The organism is Chryseobacterium formosense (assembly GCF_900116415.1).
GTDB classification, from domain to species: Bacteria; Bacteroidota; Bacteroidia; order Flavobacteriales; family Weeksellaceae; genus Chryseobacterium; species Chryseobacterium formosense.
On the sequence record NZ_FPAP01000007.1, the window covers coordinates 98,710 to 119,168 of the forward strand.

General features: G+C 34.8%; 17 protein-coding genes. 15 read left to right on the forward strand and 2 right to left on the reverse strand.

Annotated elements, in window-relative coordinates; genetic code table 11:
* Positions 1–35 precede the first annotated feature (35 nt).
* A complete protein-coding gene (gene topA / locus BM371_RS19445; protein WP_034672551.1) occupies positions 36–2,606 on the forward strand; it encodes a type I DNA topoisomerase in 2,571 nt (856 codons plus the stop codon).
* A 63-nt stretch (positions 2,607–2,669) separates the two neighbouring features.
* On the opposite strand, the gene BM371_RS19450 is transcribed toward topA, so the two are convergent.
* Both BM371_RS19450 and BM371_RS19455 read right to left on the reverse strand, forming a co-directional pair.
* Positions 2,670–3,635 carry a hypothetical protein gene (locus BM371_RS19450; protein WP_034672548.1) on the reverse strand — a complete coding sequence of 322 codons (966 nt, stop codon included), beginning with the start codon at positions 3,633–3,635 and terminating at the stop codon, positions 2,670–2,672.
* Positions 3,636–3,916: 281 nt separating this feature from the next.
* Positions 3,917–4,321 carry a VOC family protein gene (locus BM371_RS19455; protein ID WP_034672546.1) on the reverse strand — a complete coding sequence of 135 codons (405 nt, stop codon included), beginning with the start codon at positions 4,319–4,321 and terminating at the stop codon, positions 3,917–3,919.
* Positions 4,322–4,558: 237 nt separating this feature from the next.
* On the opposite strand from BM371_RS19455, the gene BM371_RS19460 reads away from it, so the two are divergent.
* The 14 genes from BM371_RS19460 (at position 4,559) to BM371_RS19525 (ending at position 20,324) form a co-directional block, all read left to right on the forward strand.
* Entirely contained in the window at positions 4,559–5,647 is a 1,089-nt protein-coding gene (locus tag BM371_RS19460; protein ID WP_034672544.1) for a glycoside hydrolase family protein, read from the forward strand.
* A gap of 300 nt (positions 5,648–5,947) precedes the next feature.
* Positions 5,948–7,018 (forward strand): formimidoylglutamase, encoded by a 1,071-nt coding sequence (locus tag BM371_RS19465; RefSeq protein WP_034672542.1) that lies wholly within the window; start codon positions 5,948–5,950, stop codon positions 7,016–7,018.
* Positions 7,019–7,021: 3 nt separating this feature from the next.
* Positions 7,022–8,023 carry a glycosyltransferase gene (locus tag BM371_RS19470; RefSeq protein WP_034672540.1) on the forward strand — a complete coding sequence of 334 codons (1,002 nt, stop codon included), beginning with the start codon at positions 7,022–7,024 and terminating at the stop codon, positions 8,021–8,023.
* A gap of 104 nt (positions 8,024–8,127) precedes the next feature.
* Positions 8,128–9,258: a glycosyltransferase family 4 protein gene (locus BM371_RS19475; protein ID WP_034672538.1), complete on the forward strand. Its 1,131-nt coding sequence runs from the start codon at positions 8,128–8,130 to the stop codon at positions 9,256–9,258.
* Positions 9,259–9,289: 31 nt separating this feature from the next.
* The gene (locus tag BM371_RS19480) at positions 9,290–10,150 is read left to right on the forward strand and encodes a polysaccharide biosynthesis/export family protein (protein ID WP_034672536.1); all 861 of its coding nucleotides are present in this window, start codon (positions 9,290–9,292) and stop codon (positions 10,148–10,150) included.
* A gap of 2 nt (positions 10,151–10,152) precedes the next feature.
* Positions 10,153–12,645, forward strand: a complete 2,493-nt coding sequence (locus tag BM371_RS19485; protein ID WP_034672532.1) for an exopolysaccharide transport family protein — start codon at positions 10,153–10,155, stop codon at positions 12,643–12,645.
* Between the two features lie 216 nt (positions 12,646–12,861).
* Positions 12,862–13,755, forward strand: coding sequence for a DUF6089 family protein (locus BM371_RS19490; RefSeq protein ID WP_034672530.1), 894 nt, complete (start codon positions 12,862–12,864; stop codon positions 13,753–13,755).
* 6 nt (positions 13,756–13,761) lie between these two features.
* Positions 13,762–14,511: an isoprenyl transferase gene (locus BM371_RS19495; protein ID WP_034672527.1), complete on the forward strand. Its 750-nt coding sequence runs from the start codon at positions 13,762–13,764 to the stop codon at positions 14,509–14,511.
* 28 nt (positions 14,512–14,539) lie between these two features.
* Positions 14,540–17,074, forward strand: coding sequence for an outer membrane protein assembly factor BamA (gene bamA / locus BM371_RS19500; RefSeq protein ID WP_034672524.1), 2,535 nt, complete (start codon positions 14,540–14,542; stop codon positions 17,072–17,074).
* A 5-nt stretch (positions 17,075–17,079) separates the two neighbouring features.
* The gene (locus BM371_RS19505; RefSeq protein ID WP_034672522.1) at positions 17,080–17,637 is read left to right on the forward strand and encodes an OmpH/Skp family outer membrane protein; all 558 of its coding nucleotides are present in this window, start codon (positions 17,080–17,082) and stop codon (positions 17,635–17,637) included.
* 73 nt (positions 17,638–17,710) lie between these two features.
* On the forward strand, positions 17,711–18,214 hold the full coding sequence (locus BM371_RS19510) for an OmpH/Skp family outer membrane protein (RefSeq protein WP_034672519.1): 504 nt from the start codon (positions 17,711–17,713) through the stop codon (positions 18,212–18,214).
* A gap of 69 nt (positions 18,215–18,283) precedes the next feature.
* Positions 18,284–18,769, forward strand: a complete 486-nt coding sequence (locus BM371_RS19515) for an acyl-CoA thioesterase (protein WP_034672517.1) — start codon at positions 18,284–18,286, stop codon at positions 18,767–18,769.
* Between the two features lie 9 nt (positions 18,770–18,778).
* Positions 18,779–19,639: a dTDP-4-dehydrorhamnose reductase gene (gene rfbD / locus BM371_RS19520; RefSeq protein ID WP_034672516.1), complete on the forward strand. Its 861-nt coding sequence runs from the start codon at positions 18,779–18,781 to the stop codon at positions 19,637–19,639.
* 1 nt (position 19,640) lies between these two features.
* Positions 19,641–20,324 carry a hypothetical protein gene (locus BM371_RS19525; protein WP_034672514.1) on the forward strand — a complete coding sequence of 228 codons (684 nt, stop codon included), beginning with the start codon at positions 19,641–19,643 and terminating at the stop codon, positions 20,322–20,324.
* The last annotated feature ends 135 nt before the right edge of the window (positions 20,325–20,459 follow it).

The following is a 20,459-nucleotide window of genomic DNA, read 5'->3' on the forward strand; positions in this document are numbered from 1 at the left end:
AATAAAAAAGCTTTACTTTTGCAAAAATTTTCAGTATGTCGAAAAATTTAGTAATCGTTGAGTCCCCGGCAAAAGCAAAAACTATTCAGAAATATTTAGGAAAGGATTTCGAAGTGAAATCCAGTTTCGGTCACATTCGTGATTTGCCTAAAAAAGGAATGGGAATTGACTTGGAGACGTTCAGTCCTGATTACGAAGTTTCAGCCGACAAGAAAAAACTGGTAACAGAACTTAAAGCTTCTGTGAAAAAAGCCGAAATGGTTTGGCTTGCTTCCGATGAAGACCGCGAAGGAGAAGCTATTGCATGGCATTTGGCGGAAGAATTAAAACTGAAACCAGAAAACAGAAAAAGAATTGTTTTCCACGAGATTACCAAAAATGCGATCCTGAAAGCAATCGACAATCCTAGAGATATTGATCAGAACTTAGTAAACGCTCAACAGGCGAGAAGAGTTTTAGACAGAATCGTAGGTTTCGAAATGTCTCCTGTACTTTGGAAAAAAGTAAAACCGGGACTTTCTGCAGGTAGAGTACAATCGGTTGCGGTAAGACTGGTTGTAGAAAGAGAAAAAGAAATTCGTGAATTTACTCCGAAAGCAAGTTTCAAACTTGACGGAATTTTCCTTAACAGCAGTTCTCAGGAAATTGCTGCTAAGCTTAAAAAAGATTTCGATAAAGAAAAAGATGCAGAAAATTTCTTAGAATTAGCAAAAACTGCAGAATTTAAAGTTTTAAATGTAGAAACAAAACCGGGAAGCCGTTCAGCGTCTGCACCATTTACCACTTCTACACTTCAGCAGGAAGCTTCTTCAAGATTGGGTTATAATGTGACCAATACCATGCGTCTTGCTCAGAGATTATATGAAGAAGGGTACATTACTTATATGAGAACAGACTCTGTGAATCTTTCTCAGGAAGCTATTGAAGGTGCAAAAAATCAGATTGTGTCAGAATACGGAGCAGAATATTCATCTCCGAGAAATTATACTACAAAATCTTCTTCGGCACAGGAAGCTCACGAAGCCATCCGTCCGACAGATTTTTCTGTAAAAGCGATTGGTGATGCACAGTTGAGTAAATTGTATCAGTTAATTTACAGAAGAACACTGGCTTCACAGATGACAAATGCTAAAATCGAGAAAACAGTCATTGAAATTGGTAATGCGAAACTTCCGCAGCATTTTGAAGCGCAGGGTGAGGTGATCATTTTTGATGGTTTTCTTAAAGCTTACGGAATCGTAAAAACGGAAGACGAAGACGAGGATAACAATGAAAAACTATTACCAAAAGTAAAAGTTGGTGAAGTTTTAGACTATAAAAAAATCACAGCAACAGAAAAATTCACAAGACCGAGTGCGAGATACACCGAAGCAGGTTTGGTAAGAAAGCTTGAAGAATTGGGAATTGGTCGTCCATCGACTTATGCACCAACCATTCAGACGATTCAGAACCGTGAATATGTTGATAAAAGAGAGATCGAGCCACAAACGAGAGAAGTGGTAAAGATGTCTTTGGTAAAAGATAAAATTAAAAAAGAAGTTCTCGACGAAAAATTCGGGGGCGACAAAAATAAATTTGTTCCGACGGATATTGGTGAAGTTGTAAATGACTTCTTGACAGATAACTTCAGTGAAGTTCTTGACTTCGGATTTACGGCAAGAGTAGAAGAAGGTTTTGACGAAATTGCAAATGGCGGCCAGAAATGGAAAGAAATGATGACTGATTTCTACTCGAAATTCCATCCTAGAATTGAAGATGTAGAAGAAAATGCAGATCGTGCAACCGGCGAAAGACTTTTGGGTGTTGATCCGAAAACCGGTAAAAATGTTCATGCAAGAATCGGAAGATTTGGTGCGATGATTCAGATTGGCGAAACGGATGATGAAGAAAAACCAACTTTCGCATCTTTATTGGCAGGTCAAAATATTGCAACGATTACTCTGGAAGAGGCTTTGGAATTGTTTAAACTTCCTTTCGATCTAAACGAAGTTGACGGACAACCGGTTTCTGTAGGTGTCGGAAGATTTGGTCCTTATGTGAAATGGGGTGAAACTTACGTGAGTATTCCAAAAGGTGAAGATCCGCTTTCTGTTGACCAAAAACGTGCAGAAGAAATCATTGGTGAAAAGAAACTGGCAGATGCGCCAATTGCTTCTTATAAAGGTGAGCCGATTACAAAAGGAACCGGAAGATTCGGTCCTTTCATCAAGTACAAAAGTGTTTTCATCAATGTTCCCAAAAGATATAATTTTGAAAATCTTTCCCAAAACGACATCAATGAATTGGTTGAGGCCAAACTGGAAAAAGAAGCCAACCGTTACATTCAACATTGGGAAGCTGAAAAAATTTCCATTGAAAATGCAAGATGGGGTCCTATTGTAAAACATGGAAAAAATATCTATAAAATTCCAAAGAAAAAAGACGACACCAAATACGAAAGCGACGAGCTGAAAGACGTTTCTCTTGATGAGGTTAAAAAATGGATTACGGCACAAGATCCGAAAGCTTTCGCAGAAAAGAAAAAAGCTGCAGCTAAGAAACCGGCTGCAAAAAAAGCAACAACAGCTAAGAAAACGGTTGCTAAAAAACCGGCGGCTAAGAAGTAAATACTAACCCCTTTTGAAATTTTCAAAAGGGGTTAGTATTTACTGGTACTCGATTTTAACTTGTTATAATTTTTTTACTAAATCTTCCAATGCTGTTTTTACTGTAGGAAAACTTGTGCCAATTCGTGGATCCATAATATTTCCACCAAATCCATTCTTTTCAGTTGATGCATTTTTAATTAATTTTTCTAAATCTTTTTTCATCAATTTTGCTTTGAAGTCTTTCAAACTCCAGATGCAAATTACAGTTGTAAAATCATCATCTTTATTCGTGGCAATTTTATTCAATAAGACGTTTGCAACTTCTGGGTTACCACATGCAATTAATGCTCTTGAAGCAGAGACTCTATGATGAAAATTTGATTTATCATTAAAAAAAGGTAGAAGTAAGTTATAATAGCCATCTAATCTTAGGTGGAATATGGTTTCCATTGCAGCATGTTGAAGAAAAAATGTTTTAATCTCATCATCACTAAAACCTGCTGGTTTTTTTGATAGAGTTTGATTAATAAACTCAGTGATTTGTACTTTGTTATAATCTAAATGATGATAATTATTAAAAATTGCCGTCATTGTGATTTCGTAAATTTCAACAGGAACCGATGCTTGATGATATGAATGTCTATACGTAGCATGAACATTGCCCTCGAGAATATAATCAAACCCAGATGTTGGGGTTGAAATACAAAATTTACCTTTTGAATTTTTTTTGATAAAGAAATAACTTTGTTTAATATCTTCAAAATTTGGAAATTCTGCTCCATGGCCGCCTGAACTACTCATTACTTCTAATAGATAGAAGCCTGCTATTTCAATTTCTGTAGGAAGTGTATCGCCACCCAGCTGCTTTACAATTTTAAGCTTAATTCCTTTTTCTTCATCGTAAGAAATTATATCAGCTAAAACAAAATAATCTGCTTCTTTTATGACTTTATCTGCCCAAGGTTCATCCCAAGTTGTTGCAAATGTCTGAATTGTTCCTATTAGAATGAAAACTATAAAAATAAATAGTTTATTGATTTTTCTCATAGAAGTTTTATTTCATGTTATTAACGAATCAAATATAATAATTATGAGCATAGTTAAATAGATTTATACAAACCGAATCGAGGGTAGTTGAATCCGTTTCATTTAAATCAACTTCAAGTAAAAGCGATGGAAAATCAAAATCTGAATGCTGTTGCTAAAAATCTGAAGCTAAGAAATAGAAAACTTTGTCAAAGATTTAAACTTTGACAAAGTGGGGAATACAAAAGCACATATTCTGTTTTTGTGCTTTTTGGGTTAGTAAAATTAGGTGTTCACATTATTTATGCAAATTTCTTTTTGGCTTCATCACTTACAGGCGTGAAAAAATTAATAAGATTTCCATCCGGATCACGAAACAATAAAGAACGATTTCCCCAAGGCATTGTTGTGGGTTCCTGAACAATTTCATGGGTTAACTCTTTAATTCTTCTGTAATCATCATCTACATTCTCAACAAAAAATTCAATGATGATACTTTTATTGGTTGAAGGTTCAGCAATTCCTTCCCCGAAAAAAGCAAGTGTTTTTGTACTTCCGATAGCCAATGTGAAAGATTTTGATTGAAGTTCTGCAAAATCTTCGGTAAACCATTTGGCTGTAATCTGCGTTGCGGCTTCAAAGAACTGAACCAATCGCTTAATATCTGCAGTAATAATTCTTATGGATACTAAATTTGTACTACTCATTTTTATTATTTTTAAATTAATACAGCTCAAATTTAAGATGAAGTTGTGACAACAGTCTGTCAGTGCGAATTTTAAAATAATTAATTATTAAAAAATATCATCTTGAAGTTTTATTAAATTACTTGAGTTCGGGATAAGGCTACAAAATACAAAGCTAAACATAAAGTTAAAATAGAACCCGAAACCGCAGGATACTCAACATGAAGATTACCATTAATTTAGCTTCAAATCAATATTATGAGCACGCCTAAAAACTTTACCCGAAAAGAATTTCTTCAAACTTCAGCTTTGGGAATGATGGCGGTGGTTTTGGGTTCGTCGTTTACAACATCACTTGATTTTGCAGAGAAACCCTACTTTAAACTAAAACCAATCGGACGTTCTTTAGAGCTCGAAGGTTATTACATTTGGTGCTCTTCTCCGATTTGGGGTGAAGACGGGAAAGTCCATCTTTTTTATTCCCGCTGGAAAAAAGAAAAAGGAATGGGAGGCTGGCTCAATGGTTCTGAAATCTGTCGTGCCGAAGCCAATTCACCATTTGATAAATTTGAACATAGGGAAATTATTCTTGCTCCGAGAGGTGAAGGTTTCTGGGATGCAACAACCTGTCATAATCCGTTGATTAAAAAAGTAGATGATCAGTATTTTCTTTTTTTTATGGGAAATTCCAACGGAAAAACAAATACAAAAAGAATAGGGCTGGCTGTTTCAAAAAGTCTTGAAGGACCATGGGAAAGACCCGATGAACCATTGCTTCTTCCCGGAAAAGAAGGTTCGTGGGATGATCATTGCACCACAAATCCGGCTTTTGTAAAAGGAAATGACGGAAAATACTGGCTGTTTTACAAATCGTGGAATACTAAAGAATATGAAACGCAGAAAGGTGCAGTCCGTGGAAACCGCAAATATGGTTTAGCAAAAGCTTTGAAACCCGAAGGTCCTTATCTAAAAGTTTCTGAAAATCCCGTGATCGATTTTTCAAGCATGCCGAATAATGCACAACTGGAAGACGCTTTTATCTGGAAACAAAATGGTAAATTCCACATGATCGCACGGGATATGGGATTTTTCAACCATGAATATGGTTTGCATTTAACGACGAAAGATGGTATAAAATGGACTAAGCCTGAAGTTGCTTATTTAGATTTAAAACAATATGTCACCGAACCGGAACCGCCAAAACATCTGAAACGTTTCGGAAGACTAGAACGACCGATGATTTTGTTTGATAAAGATGGTAAAACGCCAAAATTTTTATTCGGAGCAACCCAAGGCGGAACTTTTGAAACTTCTACGACTTTTGTGTTTGAGATATTAAAACGCTAGTTTTTATATTCATATAGATTATTGTTAGACCATCATCAAATTTTTGTTGATGGTTTTTATTTAAAATACATTTTAACGCTATGTTCGCAAGCTTTAATAAACAACAATTCTGATTTTTTCGTTCGCCAAGGCGCTCTGCTCAGCATAGACATATGAAAACGTGAAAGGCAATTGCGCACGGATTTGCTTAATCATAATAAACTTACTTTGCACACATCGCGTTTAAATAATATTTAAATATTTCATACAGCAAACTTAGATTTATTTTGATATTTTTGAGTTTTAATAAGTATTTGAAGCATGAATTTTGAAGATTTTATTATTTCGCCGAGAAATTTCAAAACCGAAAACTGGCAGATTGGAAGTAAAATTACCAAGGAGATAAAAGAAGACAGCATTGTTTTACTGTTTGTTTCCGATTATAGAGGAGCTAATGGTGATGCAGAAGTTCAGGACTTTACGGCTGTAAGAAAAGAGTTTTATAGATTGTCACAGTTAGATTTTGAAATTCCAATTGTTGATCTGGGAGATTTGGTTTCCGGAAAATCGGTTCAGGATTCGCACTATATTTTGCAGGAAGTTTTATCGGCTTGTCACTATAAACGAGCAATTCCTGTCATTATCGGTGGTTCTAATGATTTTGCATTTTCTCTTTTTTCTGCTCTGAATTTTCATCAGAAAAACATCAATTATACACAGATCAGCAATATCATTTCGCTGAAACAGGGTGAAGAAATCAATGAGCATACTTTTTTAAGCAAAATATTCGGCTCAAAAACGTTTTCTATTAAAAATTACCATCATTTAGGATACCAGAAGCATCTTAACGAAAATGATTCTGTAAAGCTTATTAAAGAAGTTGAGTTTGATATTGTGCGTCTTGCAGAAATGATGAATTCTACAGAGAAAACTGAGCCATTCTTCAGAAAAGCCGATTTGGTAACGGTAAATTGTGATGCGATTGAAAGTTTTAGTGACGCATTTTCAATGAATCCGCAGGTGAATGGTCTGAACAGAAGAGAGATTTGTGCTTATATGAAAGAAATCGGTTTAAGTGAAAACTTAAAATCGGTAGGAATTTTTAATTATAATATTTATACCGAAAATCAGCTTAATCATCAGCTTCTGGCACAAATGATCTGGTATCTGATTGAAGGGATCAACATTCAGCAGTCTCATCCGAAAGAAAGAAAATACGAGATGTTCTATGTTTTGATTGAAGACCGGCAATATGCTTTTAAACGCGATACTTTCAGCAATCTTTGGTATTTCGGGGATGATGATAATATAGAAAACTGCATTCCGTGTTCAAGAAAAGATTTTGATGAAGCCAAAAAAGGCTGGCTGAGTCCGAGATTTACAAAAAGCTAACCAATGAAGAACGTTCCCTCAAAAGTTTCTGTCATTGTTCCGGTTTACAATGTTGAAAATTATTTATCGAAATGTCTCGATTCTTTGCTGGCGCAAACTTGGCAGAATATAGAAATTGTAGTCGTTGATGACGGAAGTACAGATCATTCGACAAAAATCATTCAGAAATATTCTGAGAACTATCCTGACAAAATTAAAGCTTTTACGAAAGAAAATGGTGGTTTAAGCGATGCCCGGAATTACGGAATAGACAGGGCAACAGGTGATTTTCTGGGTTTTGTAGACAGTGACGACTATGTTTCGGAGACCATGTTTGAAGAAATGCTTGATCTTGCCGGGAAGCATCATGCTGAAATGGTGATCTGCAACATTCAGAAAGTTGATGAACATGGAAGTGTAACGCAGAAACTTACGCAAATTCCCAATATGCCTGAAAAAATTGAGTTAAATAATAATTTTTCTGTTTTTTCAGATTTAAGTTATTTTGCCTGTAATAAATTATTCAGAAAAGAACTTTTTGCCCATAAAAGATTCAAAAAAGGAGTTCATTTTGAAGATATTCAGCTTATTCCGCAGCTTTTACTGGAGTGTAAAACTTTAGCACACACCCAGAATTTTCATTATCAATATCTCGAAAGGACAGATTCTATTACAAAAACCCACAATGAAAGAGGTTTAGATATTTTAAAGGCAGTAGAGGATGTAGAAGAAGTTTTTCAGTCTTCTCTTTATTCTTCGGAGAAAAAAGAGCTTTTGGGTTTTCAGATTTTACAGGGAGTATACAGTTATCTTGCTTATCTTGCTTTCGTTAAAAATGAAAATCTGTTTTACAGAATGTCTGATGAACTCGACGAATTTATGAGAAAAAGAGGTGTTAAAATTAAAGATATATTGACTTACAATCGTTTTGGTAAGAATTATATTCTATCTTTGCCACTGAAAAAAATGATATTTTATCTGCTTTTCTTTGCCGGACAAAAAAAGCTGATAAGAAAATTGATGTAAAAACACATAAAATTTCGGTATTTTAAAATAAAACTTTTGAAGTGTCGATCTTTTTTAGCTTTGCTTCTCACCTCATAGAATGCAAAGGACGATAAAAGAAAAGGATGAAAAATTTTGAATTGTTCTTAAATGAAACAGGGATTTCTATTTTTTACATAAAAGTGGGCTTGGGTTTCCTGTCCTCTTTTCTGATAACTTTTTTCTCTATTCCCACAATCATTAAAATCTCGAAACGTAAAAACCTGATGGATGAACCGGGTGTGCGAAGTTCACATCTCAGGAAAATCCCTAATCTTGGTGGTATTGCCATATTTTATTCTATAGGAATTTGTACTTCTATATTTGCGTATGAGATTTTTGATCTTTATAAATTCTTATTTGCCTCTCTCATTATTCTTCTGTATATAGGCATTATGGATGATATTGTGGTCATGAGAGCTTACAAGAAACTTGTTGCACAGGTGGTTGTTTCTATATTGATCGTTATTGGTTCTGATGTAAGAATAAGAAACTTGTTTGGCATTTTCGGTGTTTATGAAATTCATTATTGGATAAGTGTCGTCGTTACTGTTATTACTTTCATTATTCTTATCAATGCCTTTAATCTTATTGATGGTATTGATGGTCTTGCAGGCGGTTATTCTTTAATCTGCAGTGCTCTTTTCGGGATCAGCTATTATCGTTTAGGTGAATATAATTATCCTTTAGTAATCTTATCTGTGGTACTGATAGGTTCTGTACTTGCATTTTTGTATTACAATATGTCGCATTATCGGGCCACAAAAATTTTTATGGGAGATACAGGTTCTATGTTGTTGGGATTCTTGCTGGCATTTACATGCATTTGCTTTATTGATATTTTTATCGATAAAAAGTTGTTTTCCGTACCTAGGTATCATCTGGAATCTGCACCGGTAATTGCTGTTGCGATTCTTATACTTCCGATTGTAGATACTCTAAATGTTATCATTGTAAGGCTTTGGAATAAAAAGTCACCATTCGAAGCCGACAAAAACCATATCCATCATAAACTTTTGAAACTCGATCTTACTCATAGAAGATCAAGCTTTTATATCATAAGCTATTATCTCGCTATTGTGGCAGTTACTTATTGTTTAAGACATACTAATGTTAATCTGCTTCTTTTTATAGTATTATTCTTAGGTTTTTTAGGAGCATATATTCCGGATTTTATTTTTATGCTGAAGAATAATAAACTTAAAACTAATAATTAAATTTCTATTTTTGCAAACTACAATTATCACGATGAAAATATTTAAGTACCTGTTTTTTTTACTAGTTCCTTTTTTGCTTACATCTTGTATTACTACAAAAGATGTAAAATACATGCAGCCGAGCGAGAGCTTGGTCATCAATGAAGAAGGATTAATCCCTTATAATGTACCGGTTTACAGAATTACAAAAAATGATATGTTAAACCTTAATATCGTCACAACTCCAAAAGGTGATGCAGCACAATTTTATTCGGCACTCAATACTTCTGGTGGTATGAATGCCAGTGGAGCGCTAAATCCGATGACAAGTAGTGGTACTGTAGGTAATGGTGCTACCGGAGGAAACAGACTTTTTTACTTTAACGGATTAAGAGTGGATGCTAAAGGCGATATTCATGTACTGGGAATTGGCTACATTAAGGCCGAAGGGAGAACAATTGAAGAAGTAAGCACCGAGATACAGAACAAAGTAAACGAAAACTTTCAGGAAGGAAAAGCTGAAGTAAGACTAAATACAGACGGAATCACTTATTATATTCTGGGAGATATTGAAAGTACTGGTCTTACCGGTGAAAAAGTAGCTCACAAAAATATTTTGACGCTTACAGAAGCAATCTCCATAAATGGAGGTTTAAACAGAACTATAGATCGAAAGAACATTGTAGTATACAGAAAGCTTCCCGAGGGTATCAAAAAAGCTCAGATCGATCTTACCAGAGAAGATGTGATGAATTCACCTTATTTTTATGTACAAAATGGTGACGAAATCTTCCTTACTACACAGAGAAGAGCACTCAACGGATTCGGAAAAGATCCTGTGCAGACGCTTATCAGTGGAGTTTCTGTAATTACAACGGCATTATCAATTTATCTACTTATTAAAAATCTTTAATTATGATTCCAGGAAAAGAGACTTTAGTAGGTAAAAGTGAGCCACAGAAAGAAAAATATGGGTCGTTTGCTTTGTTTGATATTGAACATTTTCTACGAAAACTTTTAAAATATTGGTATTGGTTCGTATTGATGCTATCTATTGGCTATGTGACTTCATGGTTTTATGGCAAATATTATGCGCAAAATATTTATTCTTCTAATCTTTCATTAAGTATTTCATCAGGTACTTCAAGTTATTTTACACCCAATCAGTCGATTAACTTCATTTGGGGGCAAAGTGGTAATCAGGATGGAATTTACCTTAAAAAAATGCTCTTATCAAGATCACATAATGAATTTTTGGTAAATGAACTTAATCTCTTTGTTGATTATAAGACAAAAGGTGCCATTAAATCTACTTATTTAGATAAAGATGATTCACCTGTATTTTTCGAAATTGATAAGAAACATTTACAGCAGGTAAATTATCCTATCACTCTTACGCCAAAAGGAGATAATTCATACGAAGTCAGCTTTCCTGATGAGGGACATTCGACAAATCTTTATTCTTATGATTTTGAAGGCTTTCAGAATGTGGAAGCATATAAAAAACCTGCTAATAAAGTTATTAAAATTAATGAGTGGTACACCTCTCCCAACCTAAGATTTAGATTGGTTCCCAATCCTGTATCACCTTCAATAAAACTGGAAAATATTGTTATCAACCTTTCTACGATAAACAATGCCGTTAATGGGATAGTGTCTACCATTGGAGTTGATTTTGATAAAGAAATCAATACCATAATGATTATTTCAAAATCAGGGTACAGTTTGAACGGTACAGTAAGTTTCCTTAATAAATCTGTTGATGAACTAAAGAAAAAAAGATTTGCGGATAAAAATACGATTGATAAAAATACACAAGATTACTTAAAAAGAAATTTAGCTGATATCAGAAAAAAATTAGATTCAAGTGCTGCTTATCTAAATTATCTTAAAGTCTCAGAAAAACTGTATGATATAACAAACAGAGACGAAAAATCTTTACAAAAAATAAAAGATTTAGAGACCAAAAAAGCTGATATTCTCAGTAAAATGAACTCTCTAAGCACAATCAAAACTACTGTAGAATCACAGAATTTCGACAAAATGATCAGCCCTTCTGCGGCAGGATTCGATGATGGGCTTTTTACCGCTTCAGTTTCAGAGTTAAAGGCTCTTTATCTTAAGAAAAGAGAGTTGTCATCTATTTATACTCCTAATTCAGAACCAATAAAAGAGATCAATAGATTAATTAACGAAGCCAAAACAAACTCATCCGGTTCTTTAAGAAATGTTTACACAGTTTACACAACAGAATTAAACAAAATAGATCAACAGATTGCCGAAGCAAGTTCAGATCTGACTTCTTTCCCTGATAAACAGAGAAAATACCTTGATGCAGAAAGAGGATACAATATTATTGAGGCGACTTACAATAGTTTACTTGGCAGACAAAATGAAAGTCAGATGAGATTGGCTACTAACCAGTCAGATATCAGTGTTATCGACCCTGCAAAAAATCTCGGACAAGGTCCGATAGGACCCAATGTTAAAGGTACTAAAATGGCAATTATCGGAGGTTTTCTAGCCATACCATTTATCTTAATTCTTTTGAGTAGTTTATTTGATAGTAAAATACGAAATATCAAAGAATTGATAAGCGCTACAAGAATACCATTATTGGGAGTTATCGGAAATAATAATGCCGAAAACATGCTTACTGTTTTAGACTCTCCAAAATCGTCTGTGTCAGAGGCCTTTAGAGGTATTAGGGCTAATATCAGATTCTTGTCTGGTGAAGATGAGAAAAGTAAGGTAATCTTAATTACATCGTCTGTTGGAGGTGAAGGGAAGACCTATATATCAATAAATCTGGCATCGGTTTTAGGTTTAAGTGACAAAAAAACGATATTACTGGGAATGGATTTGAGGAAGCCAAAAATTTTCGGCGACTTCAATATTGATAATAAGCTTGGGATTTCAAACCACCTTACCGGGGAAGCAACTATTGACCAAATTATCAATAAAACAAAAATTCCGAATCTTGATGTAGCGACCTCAGGACCAATACCTCCAAACCCATCAGAGCTTTTAATGAGTGATAGAAACATTAAGTTTATAGAAGAACTGAAAAAAATGTACGATTTCATCATCATCGACTCTCCACCGGTAGGTTTGGTTGCAGATTCTTATGAGCTGATGAAACATTCTGACGCTAATCTCTATGTAGTGCGACATGAATATACAGAAAAGTATATGCTGAAGATGATCACAGAGAAATATCATAATGATGAAATCAAGCACTTGGGACTGGTGTATAATGATTATGTATCAAAACAGGGTTATGGCTATGGTTACGGCTATGGCTACGGTTATGGCTATGGTTACGGCTACTTTGATGAGGATAAAAACTACAAAGAACCTCTGTTGATTAAAATAAGGAATAAAGTAAGAGCAATTTTTAACAGATAGATACAAAACATGCCCTCAGTAATTGGGGGTTTGTTATTTATAAAATCCGCTTCAAACTATTAAAAAAAGAATAAATTTGTTACTTTGCCGTTTACTTTATAACAAATTATATTTTTTTGTTTATTTTTAACTAAACATTAAGATTATCATTAATATAAAAATGTTTTATATTTGCAAAAATTAATTTTTAAAATAACCATAAATCCATATTCTTTTATGAATAAAAAATTATTGTTTAGCTTCCTTACCCTCTTAGGAACTGTGGTAAGTATAAAAGCGCAAAGAAATGAGGTGGGAATTCGCTTGGGAATGAGTAATCTTGTTGGTGATATAGGAAAAACCAATTACATTCTACAGCAGCCTTTGGATTTGGACAGAGCTTCAGAATGGGGCTTTCCTTTTTATGGTGGAATTTTATATAGATTTAATTTTAACCCGCACCAGACAATCCGATTAGATTTAGGGTACAATCAGGTGCAGTTTAGCGATAAAGCAGCGAAAGAAGAATACAGAAGAAACAGAAATTCGTTTGGTAAAAATAATATTTATGAAGCAAGTTTGGTTTTTGAATATAATTTCTTCCCGGTAAACAATGAACAACTAAGTATGGTAAGCCCGTATATCTTTGGGGGTATCGGAGGAATAATGTTTGATGCTCCAAAAGCTACTCTTACTCATGACTTCAGAAGAAATGCTGATGGTGTGGCGCAGGCTCCGATCAGTGAAACGGATTTTGTTACCACTACTCAATATACAATGGGTACCAAAACAGTTGCACAAATACCTTTTGGTGTTGGTTTGAAATATAAATTCAATCATGGGTGGGCAATCTTTGCTGAAGCAACATTCAGATATACACTGACGGATCAATTAGATCACAGCAAGGTTCTTGCAAAAGATTTGGTGTCTAATTATAATGCAGACATATTGAGCCCTGCAACAGGAGGTTCTCTCCTGCAGTCAGGAAATTATTATATAGAGTCTAAAGAAAGGGAGGCCGAATATATTAGGAATAGAACGGTCGGAGACAGCGATTCCAGAGACTGGATGAATACTTTCAGTTTAGGATTAACCTACTCTTTCGGAAGACCTCCTTGTTATTGTGATTAAGAAAATATGTCGTTGATAAAAGAACAAATAAATTCTGAGAATTTACCGCAGCATGTCGCTATCATTATGGATGGCAATGGGAGATGGGCAAAATCAAGAGGTGAGAAAAGAACCTTTGGTCATAAAAATGCTATTAATGCCGTGAGAAACGCTATTAATGCCTGTAATGAGATCAATATACCTTATCTTACACTATATACATTTTCCTCAGAAAACTGGAAACGACCTACTGATGAAGTAAATACCCTGATGACTTTGCTTAGTGAAACCCTTTTGCTGGAAGCCAATGAGATTTTCAGTAAAGGTTTAAGAATGCATGTGATCGGGAACTTAGATAAATTACCATCTTTGGTAAAAGATCAGCTCCTGAGAGTAGTTGATCTCACAAAAGAAAACACAAAAGGAAATTTGGTTCTGGCCATTAGCTATGGTTCCCAGAATGAGATACTGAATGCTGTAAAGAACATCAGCAATGATGTGAAAGAAGGCAAAGTAGATGTAGAGAATATTGATGAAAAATTATTTGAAAACTATCTTTATACTAAAGATTTTCCGCCTGTTGATCTTCTGATCAGAACGAGCGGCGAAATAAGAATCAGCAATTTTTTACTCTGGCAGATTGCTTACGCAGAGCTTCAGTTTTTAGATATTCTGTGGCCAGACTTTACAAAAGATACTTTTTTCCAGTGTATTGTAGATTATCAAAACAAGGAAAGAAGATACGGTCTTACAGGTGACCAAATTCAAATCCAGTAAATTTTAAGAAAAGAAAGATTACGATAAAATGAAGTTTAGATTATTACCCATCATTATGTTTGCGGCTTCTGCACATTTTTATGGACAGGTAACTCCTCAGGACAGCACAAAGGTTGATACCTCTGTTCTTGCAGAAAATCAAACAGGATCTTACACATTGAAAGATATTGTTGTAGATGGGGTAAAAAAATACACACCGGCTCAGATCTTCAGGTTTACAGGCTTGTCGAAAGGTGAAATTGTAGATATTCCCGGGCAAAAGGTTAGTAATGCAATCAAGAAGCTTTGGGATTCACAGTCTTTCTCTGAAGTTGAAGTTTATGTAGAAAGTGTTGAAGGGCAAACCGTTGTTCTTAGATTTTATCTTCAGGATCTTAAAGATCTAGGTGAGGTAAAATTTACAGGTAAAGGTATTGGTAAGTCTAAAAACGAAAAACTAGCAAAGGACAATAATTTAAAGCCTGGAACGAAGATCACTCAGAATCTTGTTTCAAGTCTTAAAACAAATATTCCTAAAGATTACATTAAAAAAGGTTTTGCTGATGCAAAAATTACCATCCAGGATAAAGTGAACGCAAGTGATCCTAATCTTGTAGACTGGACGATTAATGTTGATAAAGGAAAAAGAGTGAAAATCAGCCACATCGAGTTCGAAGGAAATGATAGTGTAACTGATAGCAAACTTAGAAAAAAAGCCTTCAAAGAAACCAAACAAAAAAGATTTGGTATCGGAGGTATCCTAAAATCTTCAAAATTTGTTGAAGAAAAATATCAGGAAGATAAAAGAAATCTTGTAAGCTATTACAACTCTTTAGGATACAGGGATGCAACGATTGTGTCTGATTCTGTATGGAGAAATAATAAAAACAACTACGAAATCAACGTTAAGCTTAAAGAAGGTAAAAAATATTACATCGGTGATATTTCATTTACCGGAAATACAGTTTATCCTACAGAATATCTTCAGAGACTTTTAGGGTATAAGAAAGGAGATATTTACGATGCAGTTGGTTTCAACAAAAAAGTAGGTGAAGACGGAGGAAAAGAAGATGATTCCGATATCAAATCGTTGTATATGAACAATGGTTACCTTTTCTCAAATGTTACTCCTGTAGAGAAATCTGTGAATGGTGATGCCATCAATCTTGAAATCAGAATCAACGAAGGTGAACAGGCTACATGGAACAAAGTAACCTGGAAAGGAAATACAACGACTCATGACCACGTAATCCTGAGAGCATTGAGAACCAAACCGGGAGAATTATTTAAGAAAACTGAAATTAAAAGAACATATTTCGATTTAGCTTCAATGTCTTTCTTCGATCCTCAACAGATCGGCCAAGATATTCAGCCTAATCAGCAGGATAATACCGTAGATATTGGCTGGACATTGGTAGAAAAAGGTTCTTCACAGGTTCAGTTACAGGCAGGTTACGGTGGTAACAGCTTTATCGGAACTTTAGGGCTTACTTTCAACAACTTCTCTTTGAAAAACTTCCTGAAGTTTAAAGACTTCAGACCTGTACCTCAAGGAGATGGGCAGACATTGTCTATTCAGGCACAAGCCGGACAATACTTCCAGAATTATGGAGTTTCGTTTACAGAACCTTGGTTGTTCGGAACCAAACCAACGGCACTTTCTGTAAGTTTAAATAACTCAAGAGTAAATTATAGCCAGGTTTCAGGTCCGGATCAGCGACTGAATATTTTCTCGGCAACAGCTGGTTTAAACAGATTGCTAAAATGGCCGGATGATTATTTCTCGTTATACACAGGAATTCAGTATCAGAAATATAACTTCAGCAACTATCCGTTTGAATTCGGAAATACAACCGAATATTATGGTAATGCAAACAACTTAAGTTTAAATATAGGATTAAGCAGAAACTCTGCGGGTATCGATCCGATTTTCCCTACAGTGGGGTCAAACATCGAGCTTTCGGGTAAATTTACTCCGCCATATTCATTGTTCAGCAACAAAGATTACTCGACGATGAGTCCTACTGATAAGTATAGATGGATGGAGTTCTATAAAATTAAGTTTAAAGCAGATGTTTATAACGAAGTTATCGGAAAACTTGTTTTAAGATCTTCTGCCGAAATGGGCTTCATGGATGGGTATAACAAAGAACTTGGTGCTCCGCCGTTTGAAAGATTCTATGTTGGGGGAACCGGTCTTTTCGGAGGTAGATTTGATGGTAGAGAACTTATTCCTTTGAGAGGTTATGAAAATGCTTCCACTTACGGAGGACAGGCTGAAGATATTACTCAAAGAGGAGGAGGTACTATTTATAACAGATTTACGTTAGAGTTAAGATATCCGATCTCATTGAATCAGACCGCAAAAATTTATGCACTTACATTTGCCGAAGGAGGTAACGTTTGGAACTCTTGGAGCAACTACAATCCTTTCCAGCTAAAAAGATCAGTTGGTGTCGGGGTAAGAGTTTATATGGGAGCGTTTGGTCTGATTGGGTTCGACTTTGCTTATGGATTTGATAAAACGATCGATGGTAATGTTTCCGGAAGCAAGACTCACTTCTTGATGAACCAATCTTTATAAATGATATGAAAAATTTTAAAACACTTTTCACTTTTGCGGTTGTCTTACTTTTTAGTTTGACTAATGCTCAGAAAATCGGGGTTATAGATACTCAGTATATCTTAGACAAAATGCCCGAATATAAAGAAGCAGAAGCAAGATTAAATTCTCAGATCGATACTTGGGAACAAGATCTTCAGAGATTACAGTCTGAATACGAGCAAAAAAAATCAGCATTCGAAAACGAAAGGGTTTTGCTTATCGGTGATCAGCTTAAGCTTAGAGAAAAGGAAGTTTTAGATTTAGAAAAAAATATCAAAACAACAACCAGTTTAAGGTTTGGTAAAACAGGAGAAATCAATCAGCTGAGAGCAAATCTTGTAGAGCCGTTTGAAGATCAGATCTGGACTGCAATGCGCACCGTTATAGAAAAAAATGGTTTAGGCATTGTACTTGATAAAACCAAAGATAATGTTGTTTTTTATCAGCCAAGATATGATTACACAGACAAAGTTTTAGACGTTCTGATGAAAGGTTCTGGCGATAAAGGAGACAAAAAAGAAAAGAAAACCAATAAAAAATAGTAAAAGTTTTTTCAATACTTAACTTTTACCTAAATTTAAAATCTAAAAACAAATTAATTATTTATTACCCGTTATGAAAAAATTAAGTGTATTATTTGCAGCAGTAGTGATGGTAGCGTCTGTAGGTATGGCAAAAGCTCAAAAAATTGCTACTATGGATGTTGCAGGTATTCTTAATGCAATGCCAGAAAAAAAGAAAGCAGATACAGAAATTACAACTTTTGTGAATGGAAAGCAAGCTGAAATAAAGAAAAAAGCTGACGCAGCACAAGCAAAGTATGAAGGCTATACTAAAGAAGCGCAAACTAAAACTGAAGCTGAAAACAAAGCAAGAATGGAAGAAATGCAGAAACTTCAGCAAGAGCTAGCTCAGATGGAAGACAAAATGAGAAAAGACGCTACTGCTAAGCAAGATGCTTTGTTCGAGCCTATCGAGAAAAAATTGATGGAAGCTGTAACGAAGGTTGCTAAAGCAAATGGTTATGAGTACGTAATGGACGTAAACTCTACTGGTCTTGTTTACAAAGGAGGTCCGGATGCTACTGCAGCTGTGAAAAAAGAATTAGCTCTTCCTTAATTGAAGATATTAACAAACATTTATAAAAACCACCACTACTTTTAGAGGTGGTTTTTTTATTTTTGCGCTATGGAAAAAGAAGTATCAACAACTGTAAAAGTTAGGTTCAGTGATTGCGACCCGATCGGGCATTTGAATAATGTAAAATATTTAGATTATATGTTCAATGCAAGAGAAGATCATGTAGAAACATTTTACGGTTTTACTTACGAAGAATATACTAAAAAAACAGGCTGCACCTGGATCGCAATTCAGAATGAGATTGCTTATCTGAAAGAAGTAAGATATAATAATCAGGTGGTGATCAGCAGCAAAACAATCGAAGTAGCAGACAGAACGGCAAAAGTGGAGATTCTTATGAAAAGTCTTGACGAAAAAACTGTTCATGCAGTACTTTGGGTTACGGTGATCTATTTTAATGTTAAAACAAGAAGATCAGAAATTCATCCTGAAGACATTAAAGAAACATTCGGTAAGTTCTATGTAGATTTAGAACAGAAAGATTTCCAGTCGAGAGTGAAGTTTCTGAGATCACAAAACGCAAAAAATTCATAATTTAACCAAATGAAAAAAATACTAGTAATAGGAGGTAACGGACAGTTGGGAAACTGCATCAGAAAAATTGCATCGGATTTCGAAAATCAATATGAGTTTACTTTTACAGATTCACAAACTTTAGATATTACAAACCGCGATCAGATCAATGATTTCTTTTACGATCTGAAGCCCGATTTTTGCATCAATGCATCAGCTTACACTGCAGTAGATCTTGCAGAAAAGGAAGAAGAAAAAGCTTTTGCCGTAAATGCAGAAGGCGTTGGTAATTTGGCTGAGGCCTGTGCAGATTACAAAACAGTTTTAATACATGTTTCTACCGACTACGTTTTCGATGGAGAGACCAACTTAGATTATTCCGAAGATGATTTTACAAATCCTATCGGAGTTTATGGTAAATCTAAACTGACAGGTGAAGAGCTGGCTTTAGAAAACAACCCTAAAACAATTATTCTGAGAACATCATGGCTCTATTCTGAGTTTAATAAAAATTTTGTGAAAACAATGCTGAACTTATTTTCACAAAAAGACGAACTCGGAATCGTAGCAGATCAATTTGGTCAACCTACAAATGCTAACGATCTTGCAGAAGCAATTATGACGATTATCGAAAAGCCGAACAAAATTTTTGGTGTTTTTCATTTCTCAAACTATCCGGAAACTACCTGGTTTGAATTTGCCAAAAAAATCGCTGAATTTTCAAAATCATCAGTGAAATTAAATGCGTTGACTACAGATCAGTACCCAACTCCCGCAAAAAGACCAAAAAGAAGCACAATGTCTTTAGATAAAATTGAAAAAATCTACAATATCGAACCAAAACATTGGGAAAACAGTTTGGAAGATTGCGTTAATATACTTTCACAATAAAATGAATATCAAAACTTTTACAGTCTGTATTTTTATGTTCGCTGCCGTAATGATCAGCGCACAGAATATTTTCCTTACCAAAGTTGAAAAAACAAAAGAAAATAAAGACAAATATCTTATAAAAATAGATCCGAAGAATTCTTCTGCAGAATATTTGGGAGAAATAGATGTACAGGGTTTTTCGAATGATGATATGGATGTTTTTTACAGAATCTACAATAAAGCTAAAGAAATTGGTGCAAATGCTTTTGCGTTCCAGCCTTTTGAAACGGTAGATGAAAAAAATCAGTCATTCAATCCGTCAAACTATAAGATGAAACTTTATTATATTTCAAAAGAAGAATATTCAAAACCTTCCGACGAAATATATTTGTTCTCCTCTTCTGCAAAATCTCAGACAATAAGTATTAATAAAAAAGATTATGTACTTCCGTCACGATCGTTTACTGTCCTGAAAACTATTCCGGGTGAAATTTATACCATATCTACAAAGAAATTGTTAGGTTCCACCATCAAAGTTTCGGGTAAACCAGAATCTACAGCACAATATTATCAGGTTTCGTCTTTGAAAGTGCGCTCCAATACTTTTGGCGAGCCGGGTATCAATCTTAAATCTGGAGACATCATCGGACTCGACAGATCTTTTGGCGATTTTCTCAGAATGATCTACACCGAAAACAAATAATTCACATCCTTTATATTTCATACCTCCGACTTATCTGGGGTATTTTTCTTAGGAGCTATTTCCCGCTCTCCACTATATCTTTTGCTCTTCGTTGCTCATCACAAAAGGATGCCGTTACGATCGGGGCTAGGGTTG